The organism is Paenibacillus sp. Dod16, from assembly GCF_049893405.1.
Lineage (GTDB): Bacteria > Bacillota > Bacilli > Paenibacillales > Paenibacillaceae > Paenibacillus_AQ.
This window is the reverse complement of the sequence record NZ_JBNDYG010000043.1, coordinates 13,021-36,795: the sequence shown is the minus strand read 5'-3', so window position 1 is coordinate 36,795 and position 23,775 is coordinate 13,021. Positions and strand designations below refer to the sequence as shown.

At 47.9% G+C, this 23,775-nt stretch carries 25 protein-coding genes; 5 read left to right on the top strand and 20 right to left on the bottom strand.

What is annotated here, in order from left to right; translation table 11 throughout:
• Positions 1-8: 8 nt before the first annotated feature.
• Positions 9-1,367 (top strand): glycosyltransferase family 2 protein, encoded by a 1,359-nt coding sequence (locus ACPV3A_RS27955; RefSeq protein ID WP_426202671.1) that lies wholly within the window; start codon positions 9-11, stop codon positions 1,365-1,367.
• On the opposite strand, the gene ACPV3A_RS27950 is transcribed toward ACPV3A_RS27955, so the two are convergent.
• Both ACPV3A_RS27950 and ACPV3A_RS27945 read right to left on the bottom strand, forming a co-directional pair.
• Positions 1,341-1,544: a hypothetical protein gene (locus ACPV3A_RS27950; RefSeq protein ID WP_071220647.1), complete on the bottom strand. Its 204-nt coding sequence runs from the start codon at positions 1,542-1,544 to the stop codon at positions 1,341-1,343. The two genes, ACPV3A_RS27955 and ACPV3A_RS27950, sit on opposite strands and share 27 nt — an antisense overlap.
• 25 nt (positions 1,545-1,569) lie before the next feature.
• On the bottom strand, positions 1,570-2,016 hold the full coding sequence (locus tag ACPV3A_RS27945; RefSeq protein WP_426202669.1) for a hypothetical protein: 447 nt from the start codon (positions 2,014-2,016) through the stop codon (positions 1,570-1,572).
• 238 nt (positions 2,017-2,254) lie between these two features.
• Between ACPV3A_RS27945 and ACPV3A_RS27940 the strand changes: the two genes are divergently transcribed.
• Entirely contained in the window at positions 2,255-4,858 is a 2,604-nt protein-coding gene (locus ACPV3A_RS27940; RefSeq protein WP_426202666.1) for a glycosyltransferase, read from the top strand.
• Between the two features lie 81 nt (positions 4,859-4,939).
• Here the strand turns inward: ACPV3A_RS27940 and ACPV3A_RS27935 are convergent, their stop codons facing one another.
• The 14 genes from ACPV3A_RS27935 to ACPV3A_RS27870 all read right to left on the bottom strand — a co-directional run bounded on the left by ACPV3A_RS27935 (position 4,940) and on the right by ACPV3A_RS27870 (position 16,533).
• Positions 4,940-5,698 carry a glycosyltransferase gene (locus ACPV3A_RS27935; RefSeq protein WP_339223960.1) on the bottom strand — a complete coding sequence of 253 codons (759 nt, stop codon included), beginning with the start codon at positions 5,696-5,698 and terminating at the stop codon, positions 4,940-4,942.
• Positions 5,699-5,715: 17 nt separating this feature from the next.
• On the bottom strand, positions 5,716-6,414 hold the full coding sequence (locus ACPV3A_RS27930; RefSeq protein ID WP_339296506.1) for a galactosyltransferase-related protein: 699 nt from the start codon (positions 6,412-6,414) through the stop codon (positions 5,716-5,718).
• A gap of 13 nt (positions 6,415-6,427) precedes the next feature.
• On the bottom strand, positions 6,428-7,387 hold the full coding sequence (locus ACPV3A_RS27925) for a glycosyltransferase family 4 protein (RefSeq protein WP_426202663.1): 960 nt from the start codon (positions 7,385-7,387) through the stop codon (positions 6,428-6,430).
• Positions 7,388-7,596: 209 nt separating this feature from the next.
• Positions 7,597-8,106 (bottom strand): NUDIX hydrolase, encoded by a 510-nt coding sequence (locus ACPV3A_RS27920; protein WP_426202661.1) that lies wholly within the window; start codon positions 8,104-8,106, stop codon positions 7,597-7,599.
• A 32-nt stretch (positions 8,107-8,138) separates the two neighbouring features.
• Positions 8,139-8,666 (bottom strand): GNAT family N-acetyltransferase, encoded by a 528-nt coding sequence (locus ACPV3A_RS27915; RefSeq protein ID WP_426202659.1) that lies wholly within the window; start codon positions 8,664-8,666, stop codon positions 8,139-8,141.
• A 129-nt stretch (positions 8,667-8,795) separates the two neighbouring features.
• Entirely contained in the window at positions 8,796-9,698 is a 903-nt protein-coding gene (locus tag ACPV3A_RS27910; RefSeq protein ID WP_113059910.1) for a metal ABC transporter permease, read from the bottom strand.
• Positions 9,695-10,633, bottom strand: a complete 939-nt coding sequence (locus ACPV3A_RS27905) for a metal ABC transporter permease (RefSeq protein WP_426202657.1) — start codon at positions 10,631-10,633, stop codon at positions 9,695-9,697. Before ACPV3A_RS27905 ends, ACPV3A_RS27910 begins: the two co-directional genes overlap by 4 nt.
• Before the next feature lie 3 nt (positions 10,634-10,636).
• Positions 10,637-11,365 (bottom strand): metal ABC transporter ATP-binding protein, encoded by a 729-nt coding sequence (locus ACPV3A_RS27900; protein ID WP_194542542.1) that lies wholly within the window; start codon positions 11,363-11,365, stop codon positions 10,637-10,639.
• 1 nt (position 11,366) lies between these two features.
• A complete protein-coding gene (locus ACPV3A_RS27895; RefSeq protein ID WP_194542541.1) occupies positions 11,367-12,338 on the bottom strand; it encodes a metal ABC transporter solute-binding protein, Zn/Mn family in 972 nt (323 codons plus the stop codon).
• Between the two features lie 441 nt (positions 12,339-12,779).
• Positions 12,780-13,376, bottom strand: a complete 597-nt coding sequence (locus tag ACPV3A_RS27890; protein ID WP_194542540.1) for an AAA family ATPase — start codon at positions 13,374-13,376, stop codon at positions 12,780-12,782.
• 19 nt (positions 13,377-13,395) lie between these two features.
• Entirely contained in the window at positions 13,396-13,824 is a 429-nt protein-coding gene (locus ACPV3A_RS27885; RefSeq protein ID WP_426202654.1) for a GNAT family N-acetyltransferase, read from the bottom strand.
• Positions 13,825-13,833: 9 nt separating this feature from the next.
• Complete coding sequence (locus ACPV3A_RS27880) at positions 13,834-14,226, bottom strand: VOC family protein (RefSeq protein WP_426202653.1); 393 nt, start codon at positions 14,224-14,226, stop codon at positions 13,834-13,836.
• Positions 14,227-14,309: 83 nt separating this feature from the next.
• Positions 14,310-16,355 (bottom strand): penicillin-binding transpeptidase domain-containing protein, encoded by a 2,046-nt coding sequence (locus tag ACPV3A_RS27875; protein WP_426202651.1) that lies wholly within the window; start codon positions 16,353-16,355, stop codon positions 14,310-14,312.
• A 25-nt stretch (positions 16,356-16,380) separates the two neighbouring features.
• Positions 16,381-16,533: a hypothetical protein gene (locus ACPV3A_RS27870; RefSeq protein ID WP_194542536.1), complete on the bottom strand. Its 153-nt coding sequence runs from the start codon at positions 16,531-16,533 to the stop codon at positions 16,381-16,383.
• Between the two features lie 137 nt (positions 16,534-16,670).
• Between ACPV3A_RS27870 and ACPV3A_RS27865 the strand changes: the two genes are divergently transcribed.
• The gene (locus ACPV3A_RS27865) at positions 16,671-18,035 is read left to right on the top strand and encodes a PLP-dependent aminotransferase family protein (protein WP_426202648.1); all 1,365 of its coding nucleotides are present in this window, start codon (positions 16,671-16,673) and stop codon (positions 18,033-18,035) included.
• 43 nt (positions 18,036-18,078) lie between these two features.
• Here the strand turns inward: ACPV3A_RS27865 and csaA are convergent, their stop codons facing one another.
• From csaA to ACPV3A_RS27850, 3 genes are all read right to left on the bottom strand, one after another.
• Positions 18,079-18,408, bottom strand: a complete 330-nt coding sequence (gene csaA, locus ACPV3A_RS27860; protein WP_076323418.1) for a chaperone CsaA — start codon at positions 18,406-18,408, stop codon at positions 18,079-18,081.
• A gap of 180 nt (positions 18,409-18,588) precedes the next feature.
• A complete protein-coding gene (locus tag ACPV3A_RS27855) occupies positions 18,589-19,464 on the bottom strand; it encodes an arylamine N-acetyltransferase family protein (RefSeq protein ID WP_426202645.1) in 876 nt (291 codons plus the stop codon).
• A 104-nt stretch (positions 19,465-19,568) separates the two neighbouring features.
• The gene (locus ACPV3A_RS27850) at positions 19,569-20,990 is read right to left on the bottom strand and encodes a PLP-dependent aminotransferase family protein (protein WP_426202643.1); all 1,422 of its coding nucleotides are present in this window, start codon (positions 20,988-20,990) and stop codon (positions 19,569-19,571) included.
• Between the two features lie 347 nt (positions 20,991-21,337).
• On the opposite strand from ACPV3A_RS27850, the gene ACPV3A_RS27845 reads away from it, so the two are divergent.
• Together ACPV3A_RS27845 and ACPV3A_RS27840 are read left to right on the top strand one after the other, a co-directional pair.
• Positions 21,338-21,892 carry a thioredoxin family protein gene (locus ACPV3A_RS27845; protein ID WP_426202641.1) on the top strand — a complete coding sequence of 185 codons (555 nt, stop codon included), beginning with the start codon at positions 21,338-21,340 and terminating at the stop codon, positions 21,890-21,892.
• 249 nt (positions 21,893-22,141) lie between these two features.
• Complete coding sequence (locus tag ACPV3A_RS27840) at positions 22,142-23,074, top strand: L-lactate dehydrogenase (RefSeq protein ID WP_071220627.1); 933 nt, start codon at positions 22,142-22,144, stop codon at positions 23,072-23,074.
• An 86-nt stretch (positions 23,075-23,160) separates the two neighbouring features.
• Here the strand turns inward: ACPV3A_RS27840 and ACPV3A_RS27835 are convergent, their stop codons facing one another.
• On the bottom strand, positions 23,161-23,748 hold the full coding sequence (locus ACPV3A_RS27835) for a LysE family transporter (RefSeq protein WP_426202639.1): 588 nt from the start codon (positions 23,746-23,748) through the stop codon (positions 23,161-23,163).
• Between the last annotated feature and the right edge of the window lie 27 nt (positions 23,749-23,775).

Here is a 23,775-nt window from a genome sequence, read left to right as displayed (position 1 = left end):
GAACGGTTATGCTGGTGTTTATTCTTCCAGGTTCATATCCCCATTTAAGCGAGAATACCGCAGCTTCGATAAAACGCGTTTGCCCCGATGCCCTTCCTGTGATAATTCCTAGCGAAGAAGTGACCGCATCGATCCTAAATGAGACACTTGCCCGGGAGATTAAGCCGTGGTTCATAACGCTCCATGCCGGAGATACTGTCCAGCCTCATGCCAAGGAAGAGATTGAACGTTGGCTAAGGTCCTGTAGCGAGTACTCTGCCGGCTATATCATGAATCCAGCTTCGAATATAGATCAGTTGTCACCATCTAGGAACAGATACGTTTCACCTTTACGGATTCCCCGTGGTCCGCTGTTATGGCGCACGAAGACTGTCATGACAGGACAGACACCGGGTTTCAGAACTAGAGAGCAGTTGCCATTCCAGAGGTACGTATTGATCGATAAACAATTCGAGTTATCCACGCGGTATGAATGGACGGAAGTTGATTCCGATGGATTCTTGTACCTTCAACGCCAGGCGCCCGCCTGGATGAAAGAAGCTGAGGAATGGCAGGCCATATTCCCTCTTCTCAAAGCTGGTGCCCAAGCACAATCACAGCCACCGGATATTGACTGCCCTCCTCTGGTGACTATTGCTTTGTGCACCTATAATGATGGCGCATATCTTCCTTGGGCTGTGCGGTCCGTATTAGCGCAGACCCTCGGGGCATGGGAGCTTGTGATTCTCGATGACGGGTCAACCGATGCAGAGACCGCACATTATCTGATGAGACTGCCTCAGGATCCACGCATTAAGCTGATTCGGCAAGAAGAGAATATAGGCAAATCACGAGCTCTGAACAAAATATTGAAAATAGCAAAAGCCCCCTGGTTATTGGAGCTGGATGCCGATGACTGGCTTGCTCCTGATGCGCTGGAGATCCTCCTGAGGGAGGCTGGCAGCCAACAGGATACGGCCGTCGTTTATGCTAATCATACGGAGTGGCTGGAACGCGCAAATAAACAGCTCGTGTATCAAGGAGTTAAAGCAGCCCCCTCTTCCTTATCTCCTTATGTGCTGCTGCACGAGGCCCCAGCCGTAGCTCCGCGCATGTTCAATGTTCCCATACTTACGCAGGTCGACGGCTGGGATCCTCATACTCTCTTTGAAGGGAGATTGTATGAGGATATCGGACAATTAATGAAGCTATCCGGTACACACAAGCTATGCCACGTGGCGGAGGCGTTATACCACCGAAGACTACGAATGACCAGCTTGACGCATCGACACCCCCATCATTACTTGAAATGGAGGAATTCCATGATTGACGAGACCGAAACACTGAAACATGGCCATCCTTCAGAGAGGCAGAATGCGCACGAATGAAATACTCTCATTTAGCACAGTGACCACTTGAGAGGTAGGGATATAATTCGAGCTTACCACTTCCACTGTAATTAATCCGTCTGCTGAGGATCGTAACTGACCTTGCAGAAATTGATTGACCTGAACAACCTCTACCGTTCTGCCCACGAAAGTAGCCAGAATTTCTGAAAAGTCCATACTATCTGCTTCCTCCCATCTTTTATCAAGCGATAGACAAGAAACTGCGGAGCGGGATTATGACGATACTACCGTTCGGCTCTGCAATCTGAACATAATCTTCTCCAATCGCGATCAGCGTTCCGAATATGGTACCTGCCGTTGTTTCCACCGTAACCCGGCTGTTCAACCTGCCTCTTAAAAAAGCAATGATGCTGCTGCCTGGACCTACCCCTGCACCTGGACCTGCACCTGGACCTGCACCTGGACTTGCTCCACCTCGTAAACCGTTCACCTGCTCTTGAAGCGCATTTAGCCGTTCATTCAATCGAGCAATCTGCAATCGGATTCCTGCAATACTGCGGATGAGCTTTCGACGCAGAGATAAAAATTTACTCCATATCGAATACGAGGTCTTTTTACGCTTTTTCTTTTTTCGGACTGTGATTTCTTTGCATCCCTCATCAAGACTCCTGTTCCAGTATCTCCTCACAAGTGCCCCTCCCTTTGTTTGGTCATTGGTACCTTATGTGAATGCCGGGACAATGGCTACCTGGAAGGTCAAAGATAAGGAAATGGCCTAAATTCCTGGACACCGGAAGCCTGCAATCAGTGGTGCCCTTTCCAATCTTTCCCGGTATTTCCCCTTCATCTGGTGTTCTACCCATACAGATATTTGGAATGATACATAGTTTGTTAAATAGACCCTTGCACCAGAGAGGAGGCTAACCTTGAATAAAATCAAGCCTTACCGCCGACGTAAATCTTCAACCCATCGCTCGGCCTTGCGTCAATGGAAACAGCGCCAACTTGCTTTGAAATATATCCGAAGGAAGCGATCCGCTCCACCTCCAACTCCCGCGTACACATTACCAATGACATACCCGCGATCCATACAACTTATGGATCATGCACCTATCCAGGCCGTGGACGTAAGCATGCCCGCTGGGGAGCAGCCCGAGCCTGGTACGATGCCGTTGTACGACATCATGCGGTTTCCCGTCATTGATTGGCAGTTCCGATGGCAGCGCCCCCAGCAGATGTCAGAGCAATTCGCTCAGCAGGGGCATCGAGTGTTCTACGTAAATCCCGAGATTGTAGGGTTAGGAAAAGAGGAAGCGTCAAGAGAAGAAATCAGCCGTCAGGTTAAGGTTAAAAATATTGATCGTAATATATGGCTGGTTACCTTGTGCGCCAATCAGCCTTTGAATTTGTACCGGGATCGAATGGAATACTGGGATATCCAGTATTTGAAGTGGTCGGTAGAGCATGTAAGGGATAAATTTGGATTATCCCAACTGGTCTCCATCGTGGATCTTCCATTCTGGACTCCACTCGTTACCGCTATGGATCAGCATCATATCGTCTACGACTGCATGGATCATCATGCAGGTTTCTCAACGAACGACAAGACAATGCTTCTGCTGGAAGAACAGCTGCTGCAAGAAGCGGGGCTCGTGGTAACAACCTCCCAGCATCTGCATGACTGGGCCTCCCAGTACAATCCTTCGGCTGTACTTATCCGCAATGCAGCAGATACTGCTCACTTCTCGAAGCCGCCTGATGAGGCGCTGCCAGAGCTTGAGTCTATTCATCAGCCGATAATTGGTTACTACGGGGCAATATCCGACTGGTTTGACATTCAGCTGATGGAGTCACTCGCCAGAAGTCGGCCGGATTGGACGTTTGTCCTCCTTGGAAATACTTTCGGCTGTGACACCTCGGGGATCGAGGAACTGAGTAACGTATTATTGCTAGGTGAGAAGCCGTACCATGAACTCCCTGCTTATCTGCATCGCTTCCAGGTCGCTTTAATTCCGTTCAAGAAGAACGAGCTGACGCAAGCTACCAATCCAGTTAAGCTGTACGAATATTTGGCAGCAGGCAAGCCGGTCATCTCAACGGAACTTCCTGAAGTGAAAACCGTTGCAGATCACCTGGTCACGATTGCGGATACTCCCGCGCAATTTGAAGAGGCAATTGAAGCTGCCCTTCTACAGTCCGAGCATAGCGTCATTGAACAGCGCCAGCAGTTTGCCGAGCTCAACAACTGGGATCATCGATATGAAGTGCTTCATGGTGATATCGTGCAGTACCTGTTCCCCAAAGTCAGTGTAATCCTGGTTGTTCATAATAACTGGTCTTATACACAGCAATGCCTTCATCGACTCCTTCAACCGGGTCATTATCCGAACCTGGAGATAATCATCGTAGATAATGCCTCAAATGATCAGACATCCGCCTATCTCAGGAGTCAAAATCATCCGCTGATCAAAGTGATCACCTCGCCTACGAATCTCGGTTTTGCCGCTGGCAACACGCTGGGATGCGCGCAATCAAGCGGAGAATTTATCATTCTGCTCAATAATGATACGCTTGTTCCGGATGGAAGCTGGATCTCGCGCCTGCTGAGACCTTTTCAGAAAGACGAAATGTTAGCTATGACGGGTCCGATGTCTAATCACGTGGGGAACGATCAAGCGCTGGATCATTTTATAGGGGATGCTGTTCAAGGCGCTCACCCCCGCTGGCTTAGCGAATTCTACGAGCATTACCGGCGAAGATACCGTTATACCGATCTGCTTGGATTTTTCTGTGTAGCCATTAGGCGGAATGTATGGGAACGTGTAGGGGCACTGGATCCCGCTTATGGACTCGGGATGTTTGAAGACGATGATTATTGTGAACGTGTCTGGAACGCAGGGTACCGCCTGGCCATCGTGGAAGACGCCTTTGTTTATCATCACGGGAGCGTTACGATCAAGAAGCTTAAGAATCATGTCTATAACGAGTTATGGAATAAGAATAAAGCCTATTATGAACAAAAATGGAACAAACCGTGGAGGTCGCCAAAAGGACCGGATAGCATTTTTCATATGGTAGATCGTCCGGATGAAATCGCATCTAGAGTCAATCAAGCCGGAACAAAAGTGGTGCTGGTGCTCGGTCTTACCGTTTGGGAGACCAATTCCAGACGCTGGCAGCAGATTGTGAAGGGTTTGAGCGAGAACGAGAATCTGCTAGTAATTGTGTACACCCATGTATATCATGGCCATCTCATCGTAGGAACCCGAAAAATAGGCCCGCGGCTGTATTTTACAAACCGGATTGATCTGTTCTCGGAGGTTCGATTTGATCAAGTCGTATATTGCGGCTCTACAGATGTCCACCCGCAGGTCCACTCCGATCATTATTGGGTGGATTCCCTAAGCTATCATGAACAGCAGCTCAATTCCTTGCTAACTCAAATATCCAATCTGCAGGTATTGGACCGGGTCGGGGTAACTCAAGCTGTCAGCCACTTATGCTCGTCTGTCCACGCTTCAACAATATGACAACGGAATAATAAAAGTAACCCCTTCAAGATGACTGATTCTACAATCAGGTCTTGGAGGGGTTATTTCTTGATTATTCGGTTAAGATCCTAAAGCATCCCGCCGATTTAGATAGTTCATGATAACCTCAGGATGCTTGCCCTCATAAGGCTGTGTGACGATATCATAGGCTTCAGGCTTGAATGTCCAATCCGGCTGTCCGAGATTCATCTGAACATTGACATCTCCTCGGCGGTTATCATTGTACTTGATTTTGTTGCCAAGTGCATAGTGGTAGTGATACACGTTCACATCGCATCGCCCGCGGGGGATACTCCATATACTCCGGCCATCCGCAGCTTCCAGCGTGCAGTGATGCTTCTCATCACGATAGCGTATTCCTTGCTTGGCCCTCCACATTCGGGTGATATCATTGGACCAGCGCTCATCGCCAGGGCTATTCATCCGAATCGTCCACGGATCCCCCCAGAAATTAACGAAGGGAAACTGATAGATATCCACGTCTTGACGGTTCACGAGCTCTGGCAAAACATCAGCGAATCGATCATCCATCAGCTCGTCGATATCCAGATTCATGATCCAGTCTCCTTGGGCCTGATCAATCAAAAAATTACGGACCACGGATTCGTTCCAATCCTCGGTGTATGGCATTCCGCTCTGCTGGACATGGAACAGTCGAATCGCATAGCGCTGCTGAAGGCGCTCGATCTCCTCAATGGTCCCGTCGGTGCTGCCACCGTCGGCAATGATAATCTCATCCGCGTAACGGATCGCACTTTCTATATACAATGGAACGAAGGTGATTTCATTTAATACCGGTACAATTACTGACAGCCTCATAAGCTATTCGCCCCTCCTTATTGAGAAGATGCTTCCTGAATCAATAGCCGCATCTCTTCCTGATTGCCGCGCGCCTTTAGATAGCGCAGATACAGCGCATAATTGGAATCGTAATTGGGATTCCCGTCAGGTCCTACGAATGGATGCCAAAAATGAACCATTTCCCCTTCCAGGCGGATATGGCTGCCGACCAAAGTATCCAGCGCATAGGCAAAAGCCTCATCTTCCCCGCCCCAACCGACAAATCGTTCATCATATCCTCCTACCGTTTCATAGGCTTCGCGGCCAAGCACATTAAATCCGCCAACAAATGCGGTCGCCTGCTCCGCGGCTGTTTCAGTTTTAACGGTCAATGGCCATATGTTTTCTTGCTGCAGCAGCAAATGCGATATTTCTTTGGATAAACGAAGGATCCGGCTGAAGGGAATGACCCACTGCCCGCTGTTCACGTAAGTGATGGATTTCCTCAACAGGTTCGGGTCGTATACGATATCGCTATCCGCAATCACGATAATGTCTTTGGTAGACTGGTGATACGCACGATTGATCGCCCTGGATCTGCTGAAGAGCTCCCTTGCGTCCGCTATTTCGCCTACACATACCTCGACTTCCGGCATCATCCGTGCGTAGAAGCCCAATACCCACTCAAACGCTGTATCTCTGGGTCCGTTTCCATCCGATTGATACGGAATCAGCACGGATACTCGATCTAACACAGGCTCCCCTCCTTCACGGCTGCTTCTCCCATTGGAATAACACCCTTAACCAGCGCTCTATTACTTGTTCTATTGTCCAATATGACTCAATGTAGTGTCTGCACTGCTGTCCGATGTCAGCCAGCTTACGCTGCTCTCCCATCCATTGATCGATCATGTTGATAAAATTCTCCGGATTGTCACTGTCCAAGATCAAGCCGTGCGCATCCGGATGAGCCGCAGCTTTAATATTACCCACATTTGTTCCTAACACGGGTACCCCGCATGCGTAGGCCTCCAGTGCAGGAGCTGCGCTGCCCTCATTTGCCGAAGTGATGAGCAGCAGGTCCAGCTGATGATAAAATTTAGGCATCTCTTCATAGGAGTAAGCTCCGGCTGTTTCAATAAATCGAATCCGTTCATCTTGGCGGAAATGGTCACGGATATGCTTATATAATGTAGCGTAATTTTTGGATCGTTTCGCAGGATCTCCAGCCCAGCCTATGACAAACGGAGCACTACCCCTGCTCAATATCTTGCATGGTTGGAATAATCGATGGTCTACAAAATGCCCGATATATTCCACGTTAGCCTCCGGAGCCACCTGTCTAAGCACTTGGGTCAGCTGTTGATTCATCGCACCGATTACGCCGATTCGGGGAATGACCAGCCTGAGAAACTCCGGGTCGGGGATCAGTTCGTCACCGATCCATTCGCGAAAGGTTTCGTAATTCTGACTGAAATAATAATAAGAGACCGCTGCCGAGGCGTCGATACGAATATGCTTGAAAATACAATAGGCTGCGATTCCCAAGCACATTGCACCGATTCGGTCATAGGCCTGATTCATATCCTCACTGCTGTGCCGTTCCAGATACCGATCCAATTCCCCGATGGACATCAGATCCAGGGATGGGTGAAACTGTTGAATGACCTTTGCATGTTTACCTAAAATCCACCACTCCACATCATAGATCAGCAGATGCCTTCCCATGGGTCGAACACTCCTTTATGCTCATAGTGAATTATATTCGTTCCAAGGCCGCCAAGTTTGTCACCGCGGCATAAATGATGAATTTGTCCATCATTCACGAAAAAAAGAGCCGCCCCATACAGACAAGTTCTGTATCGGCACGGCTCTTCATACGGATTATAGTTCATGGTGGATCGAGATCGACTTATACTCTTTTATCCACGATATGCTTAATTATTCTGAATGAATCCCTTGAGCAAACCTTGCATCATCGCAAAGACCAGCTCGGAGTCCTGAAGCTCATTCTCCTTAATCCGGTGCAGGCAATCCTTTACGCTCATTCTTACTACGTCGATGTCCTCGTATCCCTCGAGCTGCTGATCCGCTTGACTGATTACCTCATCCGTATAATAAACATGGGCAATCTCATTGCATCTCCAGGACGCCGGATAGAGCGTGCCCAGATAATGAAGCTTGCCGCAGGTGCAGCCCGTTTCCTCCAGCATCTCACGGCGTGCTGCCGATTCCAGGTCCTCCTCCTCGCTTACGCCACCACCGGGTAACTGAATGACGTAGTCATCCACGGCGGCGCGATATTGGCGGATCAACAGCAGTTTATCGCCATGCTTAGCCAGAACAACAACGGACACATGATTCTCTTTCGTATAATACACTTTACCTGACGCTTCCTCGTAAATCGAAATTCCATTATGACGGATCAACAATTGGGTATTATCCATGCAGGCAGAAGCTCCTTAACCATATGATAGATTTAAACTTCGAATTCATCTTTGAGGATGGAGAATAAATAGGAATCATGGTAAGCCCCTTTAAACCATAGGTGCTGACGAAGATGCCCTTCCTGCTTCATTCCGATATGGCGCATAACCGCAGCTGACCCGATGTTTCCCGGCCTGCAGGTGGCGTAAATCCGATGAACTCCCAGCTCCTTAAAACCAAAACGGCACATGACGCTAGCAGCTTCCGTAGCATAACCCTGTCGCCAATAGGCGGAATTCAAGCAGTACCCAAGCTCTGCGTTTGTCTTGGATCGGTGAAGACCTACACCGCCGATTAACTGGCCGCTATCTTTTAGCACGATCGCCAGTTCATAGCTGTCGCGGGGGCTCTGCTCTTTCATTTGGTGGATTTCCTTTAAATATTCTAAAGTTTCCTCTTCCGTATTCGGTCCCCACATCGTATACTCGGTCACTAATGGGTCTGAGGCATAGGCATGAATACCAGCAAAATCCTCCTCCTCAAAATCCCGGATCACCAGTCTTGTTGACTCCATCTGCATATGTACTCACTCCTTTGAAATAACCTTCACACCACGGCATTAATTCCTGATTATAACACACCTCAGGTTTTGGAAGACAAAAAGAAGCCTGGGCATCTCATCGCCCAAGCTTCATGCAGCATCCTTATTTCAGGATACACCGTCCAGTTTCTCTTCACTGCCATGCGTATTAAATTTATGAAGATAGCGGGAGAGCACGCCATGTCTCGGAGAGAACAGGAAGCTGAGAATAAATACAATTCCGGTAGCAAATGCCATAGAGCCTGAGATGGAGGTGTCCAGCCATAACGCGACGTAGTAACCCATGAATGCAGAAATGACGCCGAATGCACCGCTTAACACCAGCATGATGGAGAGTTTATCCGTCCATAGATAGGCTGCTGCGGCAGGTGTTATAAGCATAGCCACCACCATGATCGCTCCCACGGCATCAAACGATGCAACCGTCGTGATGGAGACCAGCGACATAAATACATAGTGCATGAGCACGACAGGAATGCCGATACTGGCCGCCAAAGCCGGATCAAAGGACGTAATCTTCCATTCCTTATAGAATGCCAGGATGACGATCAGTACAACGAGGAGTACGGCTGCCAGCATGAAGGTAGCTTTAGGTACCTCCCCTAATAGAGGAACGTGCATCACATCCCAAGGCACAAACGTAATCTCACCCATGAGGGCATGCTTGGTATCCAGATGGGCATTGCCAACCTGGGTTGCAATCAGGATGACGCCAATCGCAAACAAGGTTGTAAATACAACACCGATGGAAGCATCCTGCTGAACGCCCCGGGAATGAAACCATTGAACGAGAACCGCTGTCAGCAATCCGGCAATAATCGCACCGATCAGCATATGAGGTCCGCTTAATTCTCTTGTGACGATAAAAGCCGTTACGATCCCAAGCAGCACAGTATGACTGATAGCATCGGCCATCATCGCCATTCTGCGCAGTATCAGGAACACGCCAACGATACCGCAAGATAATCCGACGAGAGAAGCCGTTAGCAATATCCATCCTGTATAGGTCATTGATTGCTCCCCCTTTCGGACAACCGCGGACTTAGAACCGATGGGTTATTGGAGTCCATATGTTCTTTTTTCTGAGAGCGGAGCTGCAGCGCCTGGATTAGCAGTCCTTTCTCGGCACCGAAGACCAGAGAAACCGTGAACAATATGGAAGAGGCGACAACGATAAACGGTCCTGTAGGCCATCCTTTTCCGATCGTGCTGACCAAGGTGCCGACAAACCCGGAGCCGCCACCAAATATTGCCGACAAAATGACCATCATTCTGAAGGATTGAGTCCAATATCTTGCGCTTACGGCAGGTATGATCAGCATGGCCGCCATCAAAATGACGCCAACGGCCTGAATACCAATGACAATGACAAGAACAAGCACCCCCATATAGAGGGAATTCATCAGACGGCTATTCATCCCTAATCCCCGGGCAAAATCGGGATCAAACAGGAATAGCTTCCATTCCTTAAAGCCAATCGAGACAACCAGAATAACTAAAGCAGCCAGAATGAGCATCGTAAAAACATCCTTACGAACCATGGATGCAGCCTGACCGAAAATAAAGTTATCCAGTCCGCTCTGATTCCCGCCCGCTGTTCGGTTCACAATGGTAAGCAGCATAATGCCCAGTCCGAAAAATACGGATAGAATCATGCCCATGGCCGTATCTTCCTTAATGCGGCTGGAAGTACGGATCCACTGGATCATCCAGGCTCCGATTAAGGCGCTGACAGCAGCTCCGAGTATCATCACCAGCAGATTCTTGCTTCCGGTCAATGCAAAAGCAACCACGACACCCGGAAGAGCCGCATGAGACAATGCGTCACTCATCAAACTTTGCCGCTTCCAATAGGCGAGACAGCCGATCATGCCGGCTGCCATGCCCAGAATTAATGTGCTCAATAGCACCCATTGCGTGTTCGGAGATAATAATGAATTCAGCATGAATTACGCCTCCTTCATCCAGCGAAGCGAACCGCCGTAGGCGCGGTATACATGTTCCTTCGTGAATACATCTTCCGTCTTCCCATGTGCAATGACCGTACGGTTCAGAAGCAGCACATGGTCGAAATAATCCTCAACCGTCTGCAGATCATGATGGACCACCATGACCGTTTTACCGGCCATTTTTAGATCCTTCAGCGTGGTCATAATCGCCCGCTCGGTTGCCGCATCAACACCAGCTAACGGTTCATCCATGAAATAGAGGTCGGCATCCTGGACAAGCGCCCTAGCGAGGAATACGCGCTGCTGCTGTCCGCCGGAGAGCTGGCTGATCTGGCGGTCGGCAAAGTCCGCCATGCCCATTTGATCCAGCGATGCCATCGCTTTTTCCTTATGGCTCTTGTTCGGTCGTTTCAGCCAGCCCACCCGGCCGTATAGACCCATCATGACAACATCCAGTGCATCGGTCGGGAAATCCCAGTCCACGGATCCGCGCTGCGGCACATAGCCGACACGGGTCTTGGTTTTGCTTAAGCTTGATCCAAAGAATGACACATTCCCGGACAGTTTGGGGTGAAGCTCCAGCATGACCTTTAACAGCGTTGATTTACCGGCGCCGTTTGGCCCGACAATGCTGGTTAAAGAGCCTTGTTCCACATGAAAGGAGACTTGGTGGAGCACTTTATTTTTACGATAGGATGCATTGAGGTCTTGAACTTGAAGTACAGACATTTTATTCACCACTTCCTGTTAATGCATGATAGATGGTTTCGACATTATGACGATACATTCCTATATAAGTTCCTTCCGTTGTTCCCGCTTCGCCCATGGCATCGGAGAAAAGCTCTCCTCCAAGCTTTATATCCAGCCCGTTCTTGGCAGCACCTTCAATAACGGCATTAATGGAAGCTGGATTGACGCTGCTCTCAACGAATACGGCAGGCACCTTGTGCTGCAGCAGGATATCGATCGTTCCGTTAATGTCCGAGAGGCCGATTTCATCCTCCGTACTCAATCCTTGCAGTCCAACTACCTCCAGACCATGCAAACGGCCGAAATACCCAAAGGCATCATGAGCGGTAACCATCACCCGCTGTTCTTCCGGAATTTGACTCAACTTATCCTTGGCCTCGGCTTTCAATTCATCCAGCTGGGCAAAATACTTCTGCTTGTTCTCTTCAAAATAGTCAGCGTCATTCGGAGCAAGGGACTTCAGCTCCTCTACAGCCGAATCCAAAGACACTTTCCACAAATCGATGTCAAACCACACATGGGGATCAATGGCCTGCGTATCATCCTGCAGCAATTGATCCTTCGGGATGGCATCTGCAATCGCCAGTACAGGTTTGTTCTTACCGATCTGTTCGAATATTTCCGTCATGTTGCCTTCGAGATGAAGCCCGCTATAGAAAATAACATCGCCACTATCCAGTTTCTTGATATCGCCTTGGGTAGCATTATATAAATGCGGATCGACGCCAGGCCCCATCAAGCTCAGTACCTCGACCCGATCTCCCCCAATAACGGAGATGGGTTCCGCAATCTGTCCAATGGTTGTAACCACTCGGATTTTCTTATCCCCTTGTTCACCCGCTGTTCCTTCCTGCTTCACTTCTCCCGTAGCGCAAGCGGTTAACACCAGCAGCAAACTCAGAATGGCGGCTGCCCCTAATAATATCCTGTTTCTATTCGTCCTCTTCTTCATCTTCTTCTTCTCCTCCACTCCACATCAATAATGAGTTTGCTCAATCCTTAGACGATCCCGGACATTCTCAAACCTCGTCCTGCCGCGATCCAATTATTTTGCTCTAATGCAACTTTAATTCCTATGTACAAAAAATAATCCATCTTTAGGATTTTGTCAATGGAATTTTATAATTTCGCAGATCTCATTCTAATGGATTTCTCCATTTTTCTTGATTTCATTGAGAATATTCGTACATTTATAGCTTGTTTTTCATTAAGGAAAAATATTTAGCTGCATATAAAATATTTTGTCAGTTAGATTTTCTGTTACCTTACAGACAGAAAAAGACGACTTCCCAATATGAGAAATCGCCTTTTCTTTAGTTATATTCCCGCTATCCTAAAACTCTACACTACGAACTTTCGAATAAACCTTCAAATGTGAAAATCCATCCACTTGTTATCCAAAAAATCGGATGTGCGCAAATTTGGTTTTGATTCGATCGAGTTTCTTCTTGGCGGAGCTGCGATGATCAGGCAACAGCTTCACATTTGCCAAAGCACCGATCGTTTCGACCACTTCATCGATCGATAGATGATCCGTGTCGATATGATGCTGAAACACTTCATTCGAGAATCCGCTGATACACCGGTCAATTTGTTGTGCGGCCCATGAATTCGAACCTTCCCCTCTGCTCCGCAGCCGTCTAAGGAGCACTTCCTTGGAAGCGCACAATGTAAAATGCTCTACTTTCACGCCATCACGTCTCAAATTACCAACGATTTCATCGAAATATTCCGCGTTTGTAATGGTCATCGGAGCAATGATCAATTGATCCGATTCCTGGTCCATATACTTAAACATGGAGTAATTAAACTCCCTCCACATCGGATAATGCTGAAAGTCATCGCGTTTGGCATCTCTTGGCACATTATCGCGAATGAAGTAACCTGCATTTTCCGGATCGTACACGTACGAGTTCGGGATTCTTCGCTGAAGCTCATGCGCAGCCTGGGTCTTCCCCGAACCGAATGCGCCGTTAACCCATATAATCATTGAGGAATCCCCCTTCTAACTAATCCTTCCGCAGAAAATCCGGCATACGAGTCAATGTTTTTCCATGATCGCGGACAAAACCATATTGCTCATACAGACCATGGGCATCCCGCGTTGCCAATATACCGAATACATTTAGGTAATCCTCGTGGGTCGTAATCGTTTCGATTAATTTCTTCCCCACGCCAATTCCACGATATGCCTCATCCACAAATACATCACACAGCCAATAGACGGTTGCGCCATCACTTACCACGCGAGCAAAACCGATCTGTCGGTTGGCATAATATGCCCCGAAGCACGTAGAACCTTCTAACGATGTTTTGATTTTTTGGTCAGAACGCTCATTAGCCCAGTAGCTTCGCCGCAAAAAATGTACAATGGCATCCAAATCCAACAGCGAAGGGTCGCTGCTGATAAGGACCTGCTTCATATCAATGTCCGACATCGCACCCACCTAGTCCTTTATCCCGGAGCCAAATCCAATTACGTAGCCGTCTGGATCTTGAATCGCAAAATCCTTCCACACGCCCCAGTCCGCTTCCATGAATACAGGTTCCTGTGCCACTTCGGCCCCCCTGGAGGTCAGTTCTTCATACAACGCATCCAAATCATAATGTGTACCCACGTAAGCGTATGTATCCCAGCGCGTCGTATGGTCCTTCCCCGCTGGATTGGGTGTGACATCAGCGCGGGATTCCGCCTGAATCAGCTTGAATCCGAGCGCAAAATCATCCCTGACCGCCCATACGTCATTCACTTCGCAACCCAGTACTTCTTCATAGAACTGTTTGGAACGGGTAAGATCGGATACCAATCGAACTTGGACTGAGAATTGAATCTTACTCATAAGATCATCTCCGACTAGTTTTATTCCATATTACAACCGTCCAATTCGCATAACAAGAGCTTTTCGTCAGCTTATTTTCAAAGCTATTTTTTTTCGTAATATTTTTGCAAGATCGGCGCGACTTTGTTCACGACATACCCGCTGCCTCCCCGATCTTCAACATGCTCTATCATCATCGCAAGGAGAAGCTTGGACTCCCTCGTGTCAAACGCAACGAACCATCCGTTCTCCTGTCCTTTTTCGCCTTTGCTGATTTTCAGTTCGGCGGTTCCCGTCTTCCCTGCAAGCTCAATGCCTGATAGATCAGCACCGTGTCCGCTGCCTTTTGGATCCTGAACCACATCGACGAGCATACGCTTGATGATTCCGGCAGTGTCCGAATCCAACACCTCTCTTGTCTTCTGAGGCTTGTTCTCCTGCTCTGATAAATCCAGTACAGGCTGAATCAGCTTCCCGCCATTAATGAAGGGAGTATAGGCCAATGCCAAATGTAAAGGACTCATGAGTACTTCACCTTGACCATATCCGGAGTCTGCGAGTTGAATTTCGTTCTTGATCCCCTCATTAGCCAAGCTTGCTTTCGGGAAAGGGAATGGAAGCGGCAATCCCTCTTCGAACCCGAATTTTACAGCTTCCTTCAGAAAAGGATCCGCACCCATCTCCAATGCTTCCTGTACCAGATAGATGTTATCTGAATACACAAGAGCATCTCTCAGATTCAGGACGGGTACTTCCTTCACGCGTGTCACGTAATAATTTCCCCAGCTCGGGTCTTTGGACCAACGCAAGCCGTGGATCTCCCTGACCTTTCCAGGGGTAGTAACCCCAAGCTTCAGACCAACCGCAGCCGTGATCGGTTTAAATACCGAGCCCGGAGCGTACAGCTTCGTGAATCGATTCAATAGCGGTTTATCCGGATTGTGGTTCCACTCATCCCACTGCTCTGTCGATAATCCAACAATGAAAGCATTGGGATCATAGGACGGGCTGTTAACCAATGCCAAGATTTCTCTGGTCTTGGGGTTGATGGATGCTGCGGTACCTGCATCCTCACGAAATGAAGCAAATATGGATTTTTGAAGTTCAGCATCAATGGTTAAACGAATATCCTGACCATCTACCGCTTCCTTCTCGGCTACGATTTCTTTGACCTTACCCGAGGAATCCACGATCGAGATCCGCTTACCGTCCCGGCCACGCAGCACTTCATTATATACCTGCTCGGATCCTGATTTACCTATAAGTTCAGTCGGTCCATACTGCGCCTCGGGCGCATGGGCCAAATCCTCCTCTGTCACTTGTCGGATGTAGCCTGTTAGATGTGCTGCCGCCGCGCCGTAAGGGTAGACTCGAGCACGTTCCTTCTTCTTTACAACGCCTGGCAGATCACTGTAATCCATTCTGCCCTGCTGGGCATTCAGGTTCAAGATGGGTACGAACAAATCGTCTTTCACCCACGGCGCATCAAGCTTACGCTTCATAATCTCGGTCGAAATCCCCAGGCGTTCAGCTAATTCAACCAAGGTCTGTTCTCCATCGGCGCCGAGCTTACCCGGAACGATACCGATGACCTCAATCGTGCCATTAATGGCCAGACCGTGACCGTTACGATCCAAAATCTCGCCCCTGCTGGATGGTAACGTCTGCACGTTCACCTTATCCAAGGCATCCATAGCCGGCAATATCAAGGAAGGTTGCCACACCATTCGCCAAGACAGCTTCTTAGTCTCGGTTGGATCCTCCTCTTTTAATAGCTCAAACGAACCTTCTGCCTGCACCCGACCTGCCGATGTTTCCAATTGGATTTGATAGGGATAGAACACTCGCTCATCCCTTGTTTCGCTTGCATCCTGAGCCGTAAAGTCTGTCGTGATGGTGAGGTCTTCTGCTCCAATCCCCTCATAAATGTTCCGAAATCGTGTTATAAAATCCTCTTTTGTCATCTTCTGTCTAGACTCCAGTGACAGCACATCATACATCGATTCGTAGCTGCCCTGCTCCCACCATTCCACATACTGTTTCACAATCTCTCCCGGATCCGATTCCTTGATGCGGTCACAGCCCGTAAGGATTACCATCACAATCAGGCACAAGAAGAGCCATGTCCATTTTAAATGCATCGATCCCATTCCTCAACCTCCGTATTAATCGTCATTACATCGTTCTCCTAACGATGAAAATGATCATGATCAGCACACAATCCATCCCAATCAACATCAACAGCTTGGCATGTTGTTTCCTTTGAATCGCAATCCCGGTTTCTATGAGTGCAATAGCAAGCAAGCTCCACAGAGAAACCTCCATCATGATCCCTGCCTTCTCAATTAAAACAATATCGAACCAAACCCCTGCTGTATTGTAGAGTATACTTATAGCATGTTGTTGTGAGAATGCATGTTTTCCGGCTCTGTACCCGTACAGATCGAATGGAGGTATAACGAGATATGAAATACACCGACATTATTCAGTCAGTTGAACGCCAAATACTGGATGGTTTATTGAAACCCGGCAGCAAACTGCCATCCATCCGCGCTTTGACAGAATCCTATTCATGCAGTAAAAATACAGCCATACGGGCCTATGCTGAATTGGAAAAGAGACATATTATCTATGCTGTTCCCAAGAGTGGTTACTATGTCGTGGAGGGCAGAGGAAACATAAACCTCTCGAACCCAGCGGACCAAGTGATCGATTTTCGATCTGCGGGACCTGACAAAACGGTCATGCCCTACCGAGACTTTCAGCATTGCATGAACCAAGCGATTGAAATATATAAAGAAGAGTTATTCACCTATTCCCAAATTCCGGGTTTGCAGTCACTTCGTATTGAGTTAGCACGGCATTTACTCGACTTGCAGGTCTTCACGGCTCCTGAAAGGATCTTTGTTGTGTCCGGTTCGCAGCAAGCGCTGCATCTGCTGGTCTCCCTTCCTTTTCCTAACGGAAAGAACAATATTTGCGTGGAGCAGCCCACGCACTTTAGCATGATGGACTCCCTCAAGATTCATCAAGCCGTGACATACGGGATTGAGGTTACGAAGAACGGCATCGACTTTGGGCGGTTGGAGGACATTTTTAAAACTCGGGATATCAAGTTTTTCTATACGGTCTCAAGGTTCCATAACCCAACAGGCTACAGTTATACCAATGTGGAGAAGAAGAGGATTGTAGAGCTTGCGCAGAAGTATGATGTCTATATCATCGAGGATGACTACATGGGAGATTTGGATCCGGATTCGAAACATGATCCGATGTTTGCCTTCGATCCCTCTGGCAGGGTGATCTACACGAAGAGCTTTTCCAAAGTCATGCTCCCCGGACTACGGCTGGGCTTGGCTGTGATCCCCGAAGCGATGAGTGAAATATTCCAGCGGGCGAAGCACGCGGCGGACATACACAGTCCGGTGCTCATGCAAGGCGCCCTCGAAATTTATCTGAAGAACGGGATGTTCCGAGCACATATTCAGAGGATGAGGCAGACCTATAGTAAAAAAGGGGCTCTGCTCCAGCAGGCTTATCAAACTCACCTGCCGCCCTTCTTATCCTTTACGGGTTCGCCATCCGGATTTTATTCCACGATCCAGCTGCCAGAACCATTAAAAGCATATCAATTGGTTCACTATCTGGAGAATGAGAACGTATATGCTCAGGATGCCAGCAGCATGTTCTTGCCTGAGTTTAAGAACGAATCCATGATACGACTAAGCGTATCTCAGGTGAAGGAGGAACTCATCGAAATCGGTGTTCAGAAAATTGCGGAAGGAGCCGCTGAATTGTTGAAGAGACGCAGCGAGGTGAGGTTCATCTAGTCGGTCCAAGCCGCAAGCGACCGGACCGACAGATGAAATAGGTTTAAGCGATGGGAGTGCCATTCGGCAGATCAACATCCGGCTTCAGAAGCACGACGTCTCCCTGCTCCGGCACCCCGCCGAGGACAAGCACTTCGGATTGATAGCCAGCTATGCGTCTAGGCGGAAAATTGACGATAGCGACGACTTGATTACCTATGATGGTGTCCGCATCATATCGATTCGTAATCTGGGCACTGGTGCGCTTGATCCCGAGCGGGCCGAAATCAATCTTCATTTTGATGGCGGGAACGCGCGCTTCCGGGAAAGGCTCTGCTTCCACGATCGTCCCGATCCGAATATCCAGCTTGGTAAAATCATCGATGGTTGCCATGACTATAGATCTCCTTACAGCTAGGTTATGAAGCAATAAGACGATGCTTCACAACACGAATTTTATGTACCATCTTATCATCTGCGTTTCCCGGTATTCAAGTGACAGATTGGTTTAGCATGTTCTATGCCGCTGAGGATCAGCTGGGGAACTAAAATAAGGTGAATCATTCGGTGTCTTCTATACTTGCTCATTCTCCATAAGCTTCTTCCAATTCTGATGCTGCCTGTTAACCTTATCCCATATCAGGTCCCGTTCGATCATGGAATAGTTGACGAGCGGCTCATTAAATATGTCCGCCAGGATCTCGAACCATTCCGACTTCGATGAAATCTCTATCTTATCCAGGGTATTGCCGCTCCACTTTCTCCATATGCAGCCCTTGAGTTCGTTCATGTCCTGCTCGTGCCGTTGCCTAACAATGAACAGCTCCATCCACGGGGATTCCGGTGATCGGCTATAAAATTCATGGTTTGATTTAAATAGTTCCAAGCTGTTCACAACATCAGGGGCATAATCTACGCCTACATATGAATAATGGGGATCATGGATCAGCCTCCAGCCACCATCCGTTATGCGAGACGGCTCAAGCGCATATTGAAAAGGTCCCTGTATGTATTGTCCGAATTTCAATGGGATCGGTTCCCATGGCATATCGCCAAGACCGACATCCACGAGCCACCGCTCTTCTTCCCCAAGTTGTTCATTCAATAGACTTACCGTTATCCCGAGATGGAAGCCGTTAATCCGTGGTTCTTGCCCTAAAGGCTGTACTCCTGCCCGATGCCAAGAAACCTTATAACCTAAGGCTCGAAGAAGCGCGGTAAAGGCTCCATTCAGATGAAAACAATAACCGCTTCGATGATGGATCATAAGTTGTACGGATTCCTGTATATCGATGGATGTCGGTTTCCCAGCAAAAATATCCAAGGTCTGCCAAGGTATTCGTGCCACGTGGGCTTTATGCAGCTCGAACAAATATTCCTTCGTCGGAGACTGAATATCCGAAATGCCTAAACGGTTTAAATATGCCCTTACCTCACTTTGGGTGATCATAGCATGCACTCCTACTTTTTTACGCTTATCATAAACAAGAAACTGACCCTTATGAAATGGTCAGTTTCAATATTTTATAAAAGACAGTCATAAACAAGCCGTGTTCAATCCATGTTCCAGGCCTTCTTCAGAAGCCGTATCCCCTTTTCCATGTCAGCTGCGTTCAAGCTTGCAAATCCCATATATAACCTCGGGAACTGGTTTGCATCTTGCTGGTGGTTCATCCACATTTTTCGCAGGTCGTATACGATAACCCCGACGTTCGCCGCCCTCTGAATCAATTCCTCCGAGGACACTTCTTTTTTGACGATGAGCTGAATATGGAGCCCTGAATTCTGACCCGTAATTTCAACAAACCTGCCAAGATAAGCCTCAATCAACTCAATCAACTGATGATGCCTCTTCCTGTACAGATTACGTACTTTACGAATATGACGGTACCAATGCCCCTGTTCAAAAAACGCGGTCATTGCCCACTGTTCCACGCGTGAAGGGGCAAAGAATACTTCCTGACGTTTGTGGGATATGTGATTCAGCAGCGCCGGCGGCAGAACAAGATAGTTCATACGCAGTGTCGGAGTCAACACTTTCGAGAACGTGCCGGCGTATATGACCCGCCTGTTATGATCCAACCCTTGAAGGGAAGGAATCGGTTTTCCCTGGTAACGAAACTCGCCGTCATAATCGTCCTCGATAATGTATGCATTTCTGGTATTGGCCCACTCCAGTAATCGTTCCCGCTCCGGATAAGGCATGATGCTTCCCGTCGGGAATTGGTGAGATGGTGTTACATATACGAGCTGTGCGTGGCTGCTCTCCAGCTGGTCAAGCGAGATTCCCTTATCACTAAGCGTAATCGGATGTAAATCACAGACATTCAAGTGAAATTGATCTCGTACCAAGCTGTAACCCGGCTCCTCAACCGCAATGTGCTTAAGTCCTGGCAGTACTCTGGTAAGCAGACCCATGCTATAGGCCGTGCCGGCGCCGATCACAATTTGATCAGGTGTTGAAATAACCCCTCTGGAATTTCGCAGATATTCCGAAACCACGGTGCGAAGCCCGTATTCGCCCTGCGGATCCCCATACATTCCCATTTCACTCACATGCTGTTCCAGCGCTTCCTTGAGCATTTTATTCCAGGTGCGTACCGGAAAAGACGCTTGATCTAATCGAGTGGGATTAAAGTCAATAACTCCTTGATTCAAGTGCCCGTTGGAATGCATAACTGACATCGTTGTTATAGAGGGGGTCTGCTGTTGATGATGGTGAGATAGTTCCTTGTATGGATTTATGACATATAGCCCCGACCTCGGTTTGCTGATCACGTACCCTTCAGACGTTAACATTTGATAAGCCGTCTCGATCGGCGTTTTGCTTATATTGAGCTGAAGCTGAAGGGCACGAACGGAAGGCAATCGTTGTCCGTCGGGAATGACCCCATTACGGATACCCTCACGAATTTGCAGATATAACTGCTGGTATAATGGGAACTCGCTTTGCTCGGGTAGAAGAATATCAAACAAGTGGGACCACCTCAGGCATTATATTAATAAAATTCACTGTCGTCATGGTAGGTATGTTTAATGAATTATACATGAAACTCAGCCCATGTTGCGCATCCTATTTCACGAATCGCTTCATTCGGTAACATAACCTTCAGTATATCTGACTTTCATAAACAGATAAAAACTGACCATTTCTGTATGGTCAGTTTTGTCTTAAGCTAACGTTAAATTGGATGTATCTCAATATGAATCTATTACGTTATGAAAGGACGTATGATCCTATGTCTTATCCTATCCATCTCCAACATAAAATCGGCCAGGGTTTAACGCCTCTCCAATTCATGGAGAATATGAAGATTCGGGAAATGAAATTGAGCAGAATCCCAAATACGAAGGAATTATTCAGACAAGTATATGATCGCTTTCAGTGGGAGAACAAAGAGACTGAGGGATTCTTCACTTCTGAGCCAAACCCATTCAACCATCTGCACTGCCTGATTCTCTGTACGGATTGGTGCCCGGATGTCATATGGAATGTTCCTGCCCTATTTAGAATATTGGAATATAGCCGAATCCCGTCCGACGTGCTCATCATGGAAGATCATATGGAAACAATGGACCTTTTTCTAACGGATGGCGGACGCGCACAGCCGATTGCTGTCTTCCTCCATGCAAGCACAGGGGAAGTACTCGGAACTTGGGGCGCTCGTCCGGCGTATATCCAGAACGTCATGGATGAGTTCAAGAGGAACCACCCCGATAAACAAGCAGCATCCTATCAAGAACAACTGGACCAAACGTACAAAAAGATCGGAGAGCTCTACCATGACGGTAATAAATATCAGAGGGTCATGATTCAGGAAATAAGGCAACTGCTTACTTCGTTTATACCTGATAGAATTGACGATAATAACCTATAACCGCGTTTGGCAAAAGCGTGATCCCCTCCCCTGATGAAGGTGTGGTTTCTGACATTGTCAATGTTAAAAATGAACACACAGGATGAAATATATCACAATCCCGCTGCTTAAATCTTCCTGAATATGTTATCATTACTATCGATGAAGTCTTAGGGGTTCACTGTTCCGGCAGCCTTTTATTAGGGTAATTCATCAGAAGTATACCATTCACCAAATTTCATTAACTCAGTACAAGGGAGCGAAACACTTATGACAAAAAATGAAGCTCAGCGTCCGTCCCGCGTGGTGATCATCGGTACAGGAGCTGTGGGAGCAACGACTGCGTACACCTTATTCTTACGCGAAAGAGTATCTGAACTGGTATTAATCGATGCGAACCATGACAAAGCGCTTGGTGAAGCCTTGGATATGAATCACGGCCTCCCCTTTGCCGGAGGCGTCAAGCTGTGGGCTGGAGATTACAGCGATTGCAAGGATGCAGACATCATTGTCATTGCCGCAGGCTCCAACCAAAGACCCGGCGAGACGCGAATTGACTTATTGAAGCGAAATACGGCGATATTTGACGATATTATCCAAAACATCGTGAAATACAATGACCACGGCATCATTCTTGTGGCTACGAATCCGGTGGATATTCTCTCTTACGTCACGTTGAAGAAGAGCGGCTTCCCGGTCAATCGCGTGATCGGCTCCGGCACCTTGCTGGATAGCGCCCGTTTCCGGTATTTGATTGGTCAAAACAAAGGCATTAATCCGCGCAGCATTCACGCCCATATCGTCGGGGAACACGGTGATTCCGAATTGCCGCTCTGGAGCATTGCCAACATCGCGGGGATCGGAATCGATCTGACTGACGGTGAAAAGGAAGATATTTTCGACCGCACCAAGAATGCGGCTTATGAAATCATTAACGCCAAGGGTTCCACCTCCTATGCAATCGCATTGGCACTCGATCGGATCATCGTCTCCATTTTGCAAAACGAAGGTTCCGTTCTCAATGTATCCACGCTGCTCACGGACTACCACGGTGTGTCTGATGTATACTTAGGCGTACCTTGTGTGGTTGATCGTACAGGCGTTCGGGAAATTCTGAATCTCGAGTTTAATGACGAGGAACTAACCCAATTTCATGCATCTGCTAACAAACTGAAAGAGCAGATCTCCAACATTTTCGAGTAATACAAAGCAAGGCTTTCCGGATGTGTGATTCGGGAAGCCTTGTTCTTTTGGCTGAGGAGCGATGACATTACGTTGTAGCTAGCAAATCAGTTCGTGGCATAAATAGAAAAGGCGCTGTAAAGCAGAAGCAATCCCATCGATATATTAAACGGGCGCTCATATCGGGATAACAGATGCTGGAACAGCGAACCGAATAGCGCCCAGGTCATGTTGGCACAAATGCCGACAATCGTGAGCAATAACGAGTAGGATATCAACTCCGCATGGGAAGTAGAGATCGGCATGACGAAGGTCGATACAGCTGTGATCCCGTATAAAATAACCTTCGGATTCATGAACTGGAAGATGAACCCGAAATAAAAGGTATTGAATCCACGTGCCTTATCATCTGCATGAGGGGGCTTGCTCTGCATGATTTTTATGGCAAGATAGATCAGATACAAGCATCCGATGATATTCATAACAAACCTGATCTTCGGGATGAATGGATATAATACCAGATTGAAATAGCTGGACAACAGCATAATGACCAAGCATCCAGCTGCTACCCCTCCGATAAAGCGCATCGTTTTTTTAAATCCGTGGCTCCGTGCATTCGTCATCGAAATGATGTTGTTGGGTCCGGGCGTAAATGACGCGACAATCGCATAGGTCAACAGCGAAACGATGAACACGCGCTCCCTCCTCTCGCGTATGTTATA

Excerpts from the sequence above, each read along its gene's own strand:
- ACPV3A_RS27955 (WP_426202671.1), top strand. The coding sequence starts at position 9 with ATGCTGGTGTTTATTCTTCCAGGTTCATATCCCCATTTAAGCGAGAAT.
- ACPV3A_RS27950 (WP_071220647.1), bottom strand. The coding sequence starts at position 1,544 with ATGGACTTTTCAGAAATTCTGGCTACTTTCGTGGGCAGAACGGTAGAG.
- ACPV3A_RS27935 (WP_339223960.1), bottom strand. The coding sequence starts at position 5,698 with ATGAGGCTGTCAGTAATTGTACCGGTATTAAATGAAATCACCTTCGTT.
- ACPV3A_RS27925 (WP_426202663.1), bottom strand. The coding sequence starts at position 7,387 with ATGGGAAGGCATCTGCTGATCTATGATGTGGAGTGGTGGATTTTAGGT.
- ACPV3A_RS27920 (WP_426202661.1), bottom strand. The coding sequence starts at position 8,106 with ATGGATAATACCCAATTGTTGATCCGTCATAATGGAATTTCGATTTAC.
- ACPV3A_RS27915 (WP_426202659.1), bottom strand. The coding sequence starts at position 8,666 with ATGCAGATGGAGTCAACAAGACTGGTGATCCGGGATTTTGAGGAGGAG.
- ACPV3A_RS27910 (WP_113059910.1), bottom strand. The coding sequence starts at position 9,698 with ATGACCTATACAGGATGGATATTGCTAACGGCTTCTCTCGTCGGATTA.
- ACPV3A_RS27905 (WP_426202657.1), bottom strand. The coding sequence starts at position 10,633 with ATGCTGAATTCATTATTATCTCCGAACACGCAATGGGTGCTATTGAGC.
- ACPV3A_RS27900 (WP_194542542.1), bottom strand. The coding sequence starts at position 11,365 with ATGTCTGTACTTCAAGTTCAAGACCTCAATGCATCCTATCGTAAAAAT.
- ACPV3A_RS27895 (WP_194542541.1), bottom strand. The coding sequence starts at position 12,338 with ATGAAGAAGAGGACGAATAGAAACAGGATATTATTAGGGGCAGCCGCC.
- ACPV3A_RS27890 (WP_194542540.1), bottom strand. The coding sequence starts at position 13,376 with ATGATTATATGGGTTAACGGCGCATTCGGTTCGGGGAAGACCCAGGCT.
- ACPV3A_RS27885 (WP_426202654.1), bottom strand. The coding sequence starts at position 13,824 with ATGTCGGACATTGATATGAAGCAGGTCCTTATCAGCAGCGACCCTTCG.
- ACPV3A_RS27880 (WP_426202653.1), bottom strand. The coding sequence starts at position 14,226 with ATGAGTAAGATTCAATTCTCAGTCCAAGTTCGATTGGTATCCGATCTT.
- ACPV3A_RS27875 (WP_426202651.1), bottom strand. The coding sequence starts at position 16,355 with ATGGGATCGATGCATTTAAAATGGACATGGCTCTTCTTGTGCCTGATT.
- ACPV3A_RS27870 (WP_194542536.1), bottom strand. The coding sequence starts at position 16,533 with ATGATGGAGGTTTCTCTGTGGAGCTTGCTTGCTATTGCACTCATAGAA.
- ACPV3A_RS27865 (WP_426202648.1), top strand. The coding sequence starts at position 16,671 with ATGAAATACACCGACATTATTCAGTCAGTTGAACGCCAAATACTGGAT.
- csaA (WP_076323418.1), bottom strand. The coding sequence starts at position 18,408 with ATGGCAACCATCGATGATTTTACCAAGCTGGATATTCGGATCGGGACG.
- ACPV3A_RS27855 (WP_426202645.1), bottom strand. The coding sequence starts at position 19,464 with ATGATCACCCAAAGTGAGGTAAGGGCATATTTAAACCGTTTAGGCATT.
- ACPV3A_RS27845 (WP_426202641.1), top strand. The coding sequence starts at position 21,338 with ATGAAATTGAGCAGAATCCCAAATACGAAGGAATTATTCAGACAAGTA.
- ACPV3A_RS27840 (WP_071220627.1), top strand. The coding sequence starts at position 22,142 with ATGACAAAAAATGAAGCTCAGCGTCCGTCCCGCGTGGTGATCATCGGT.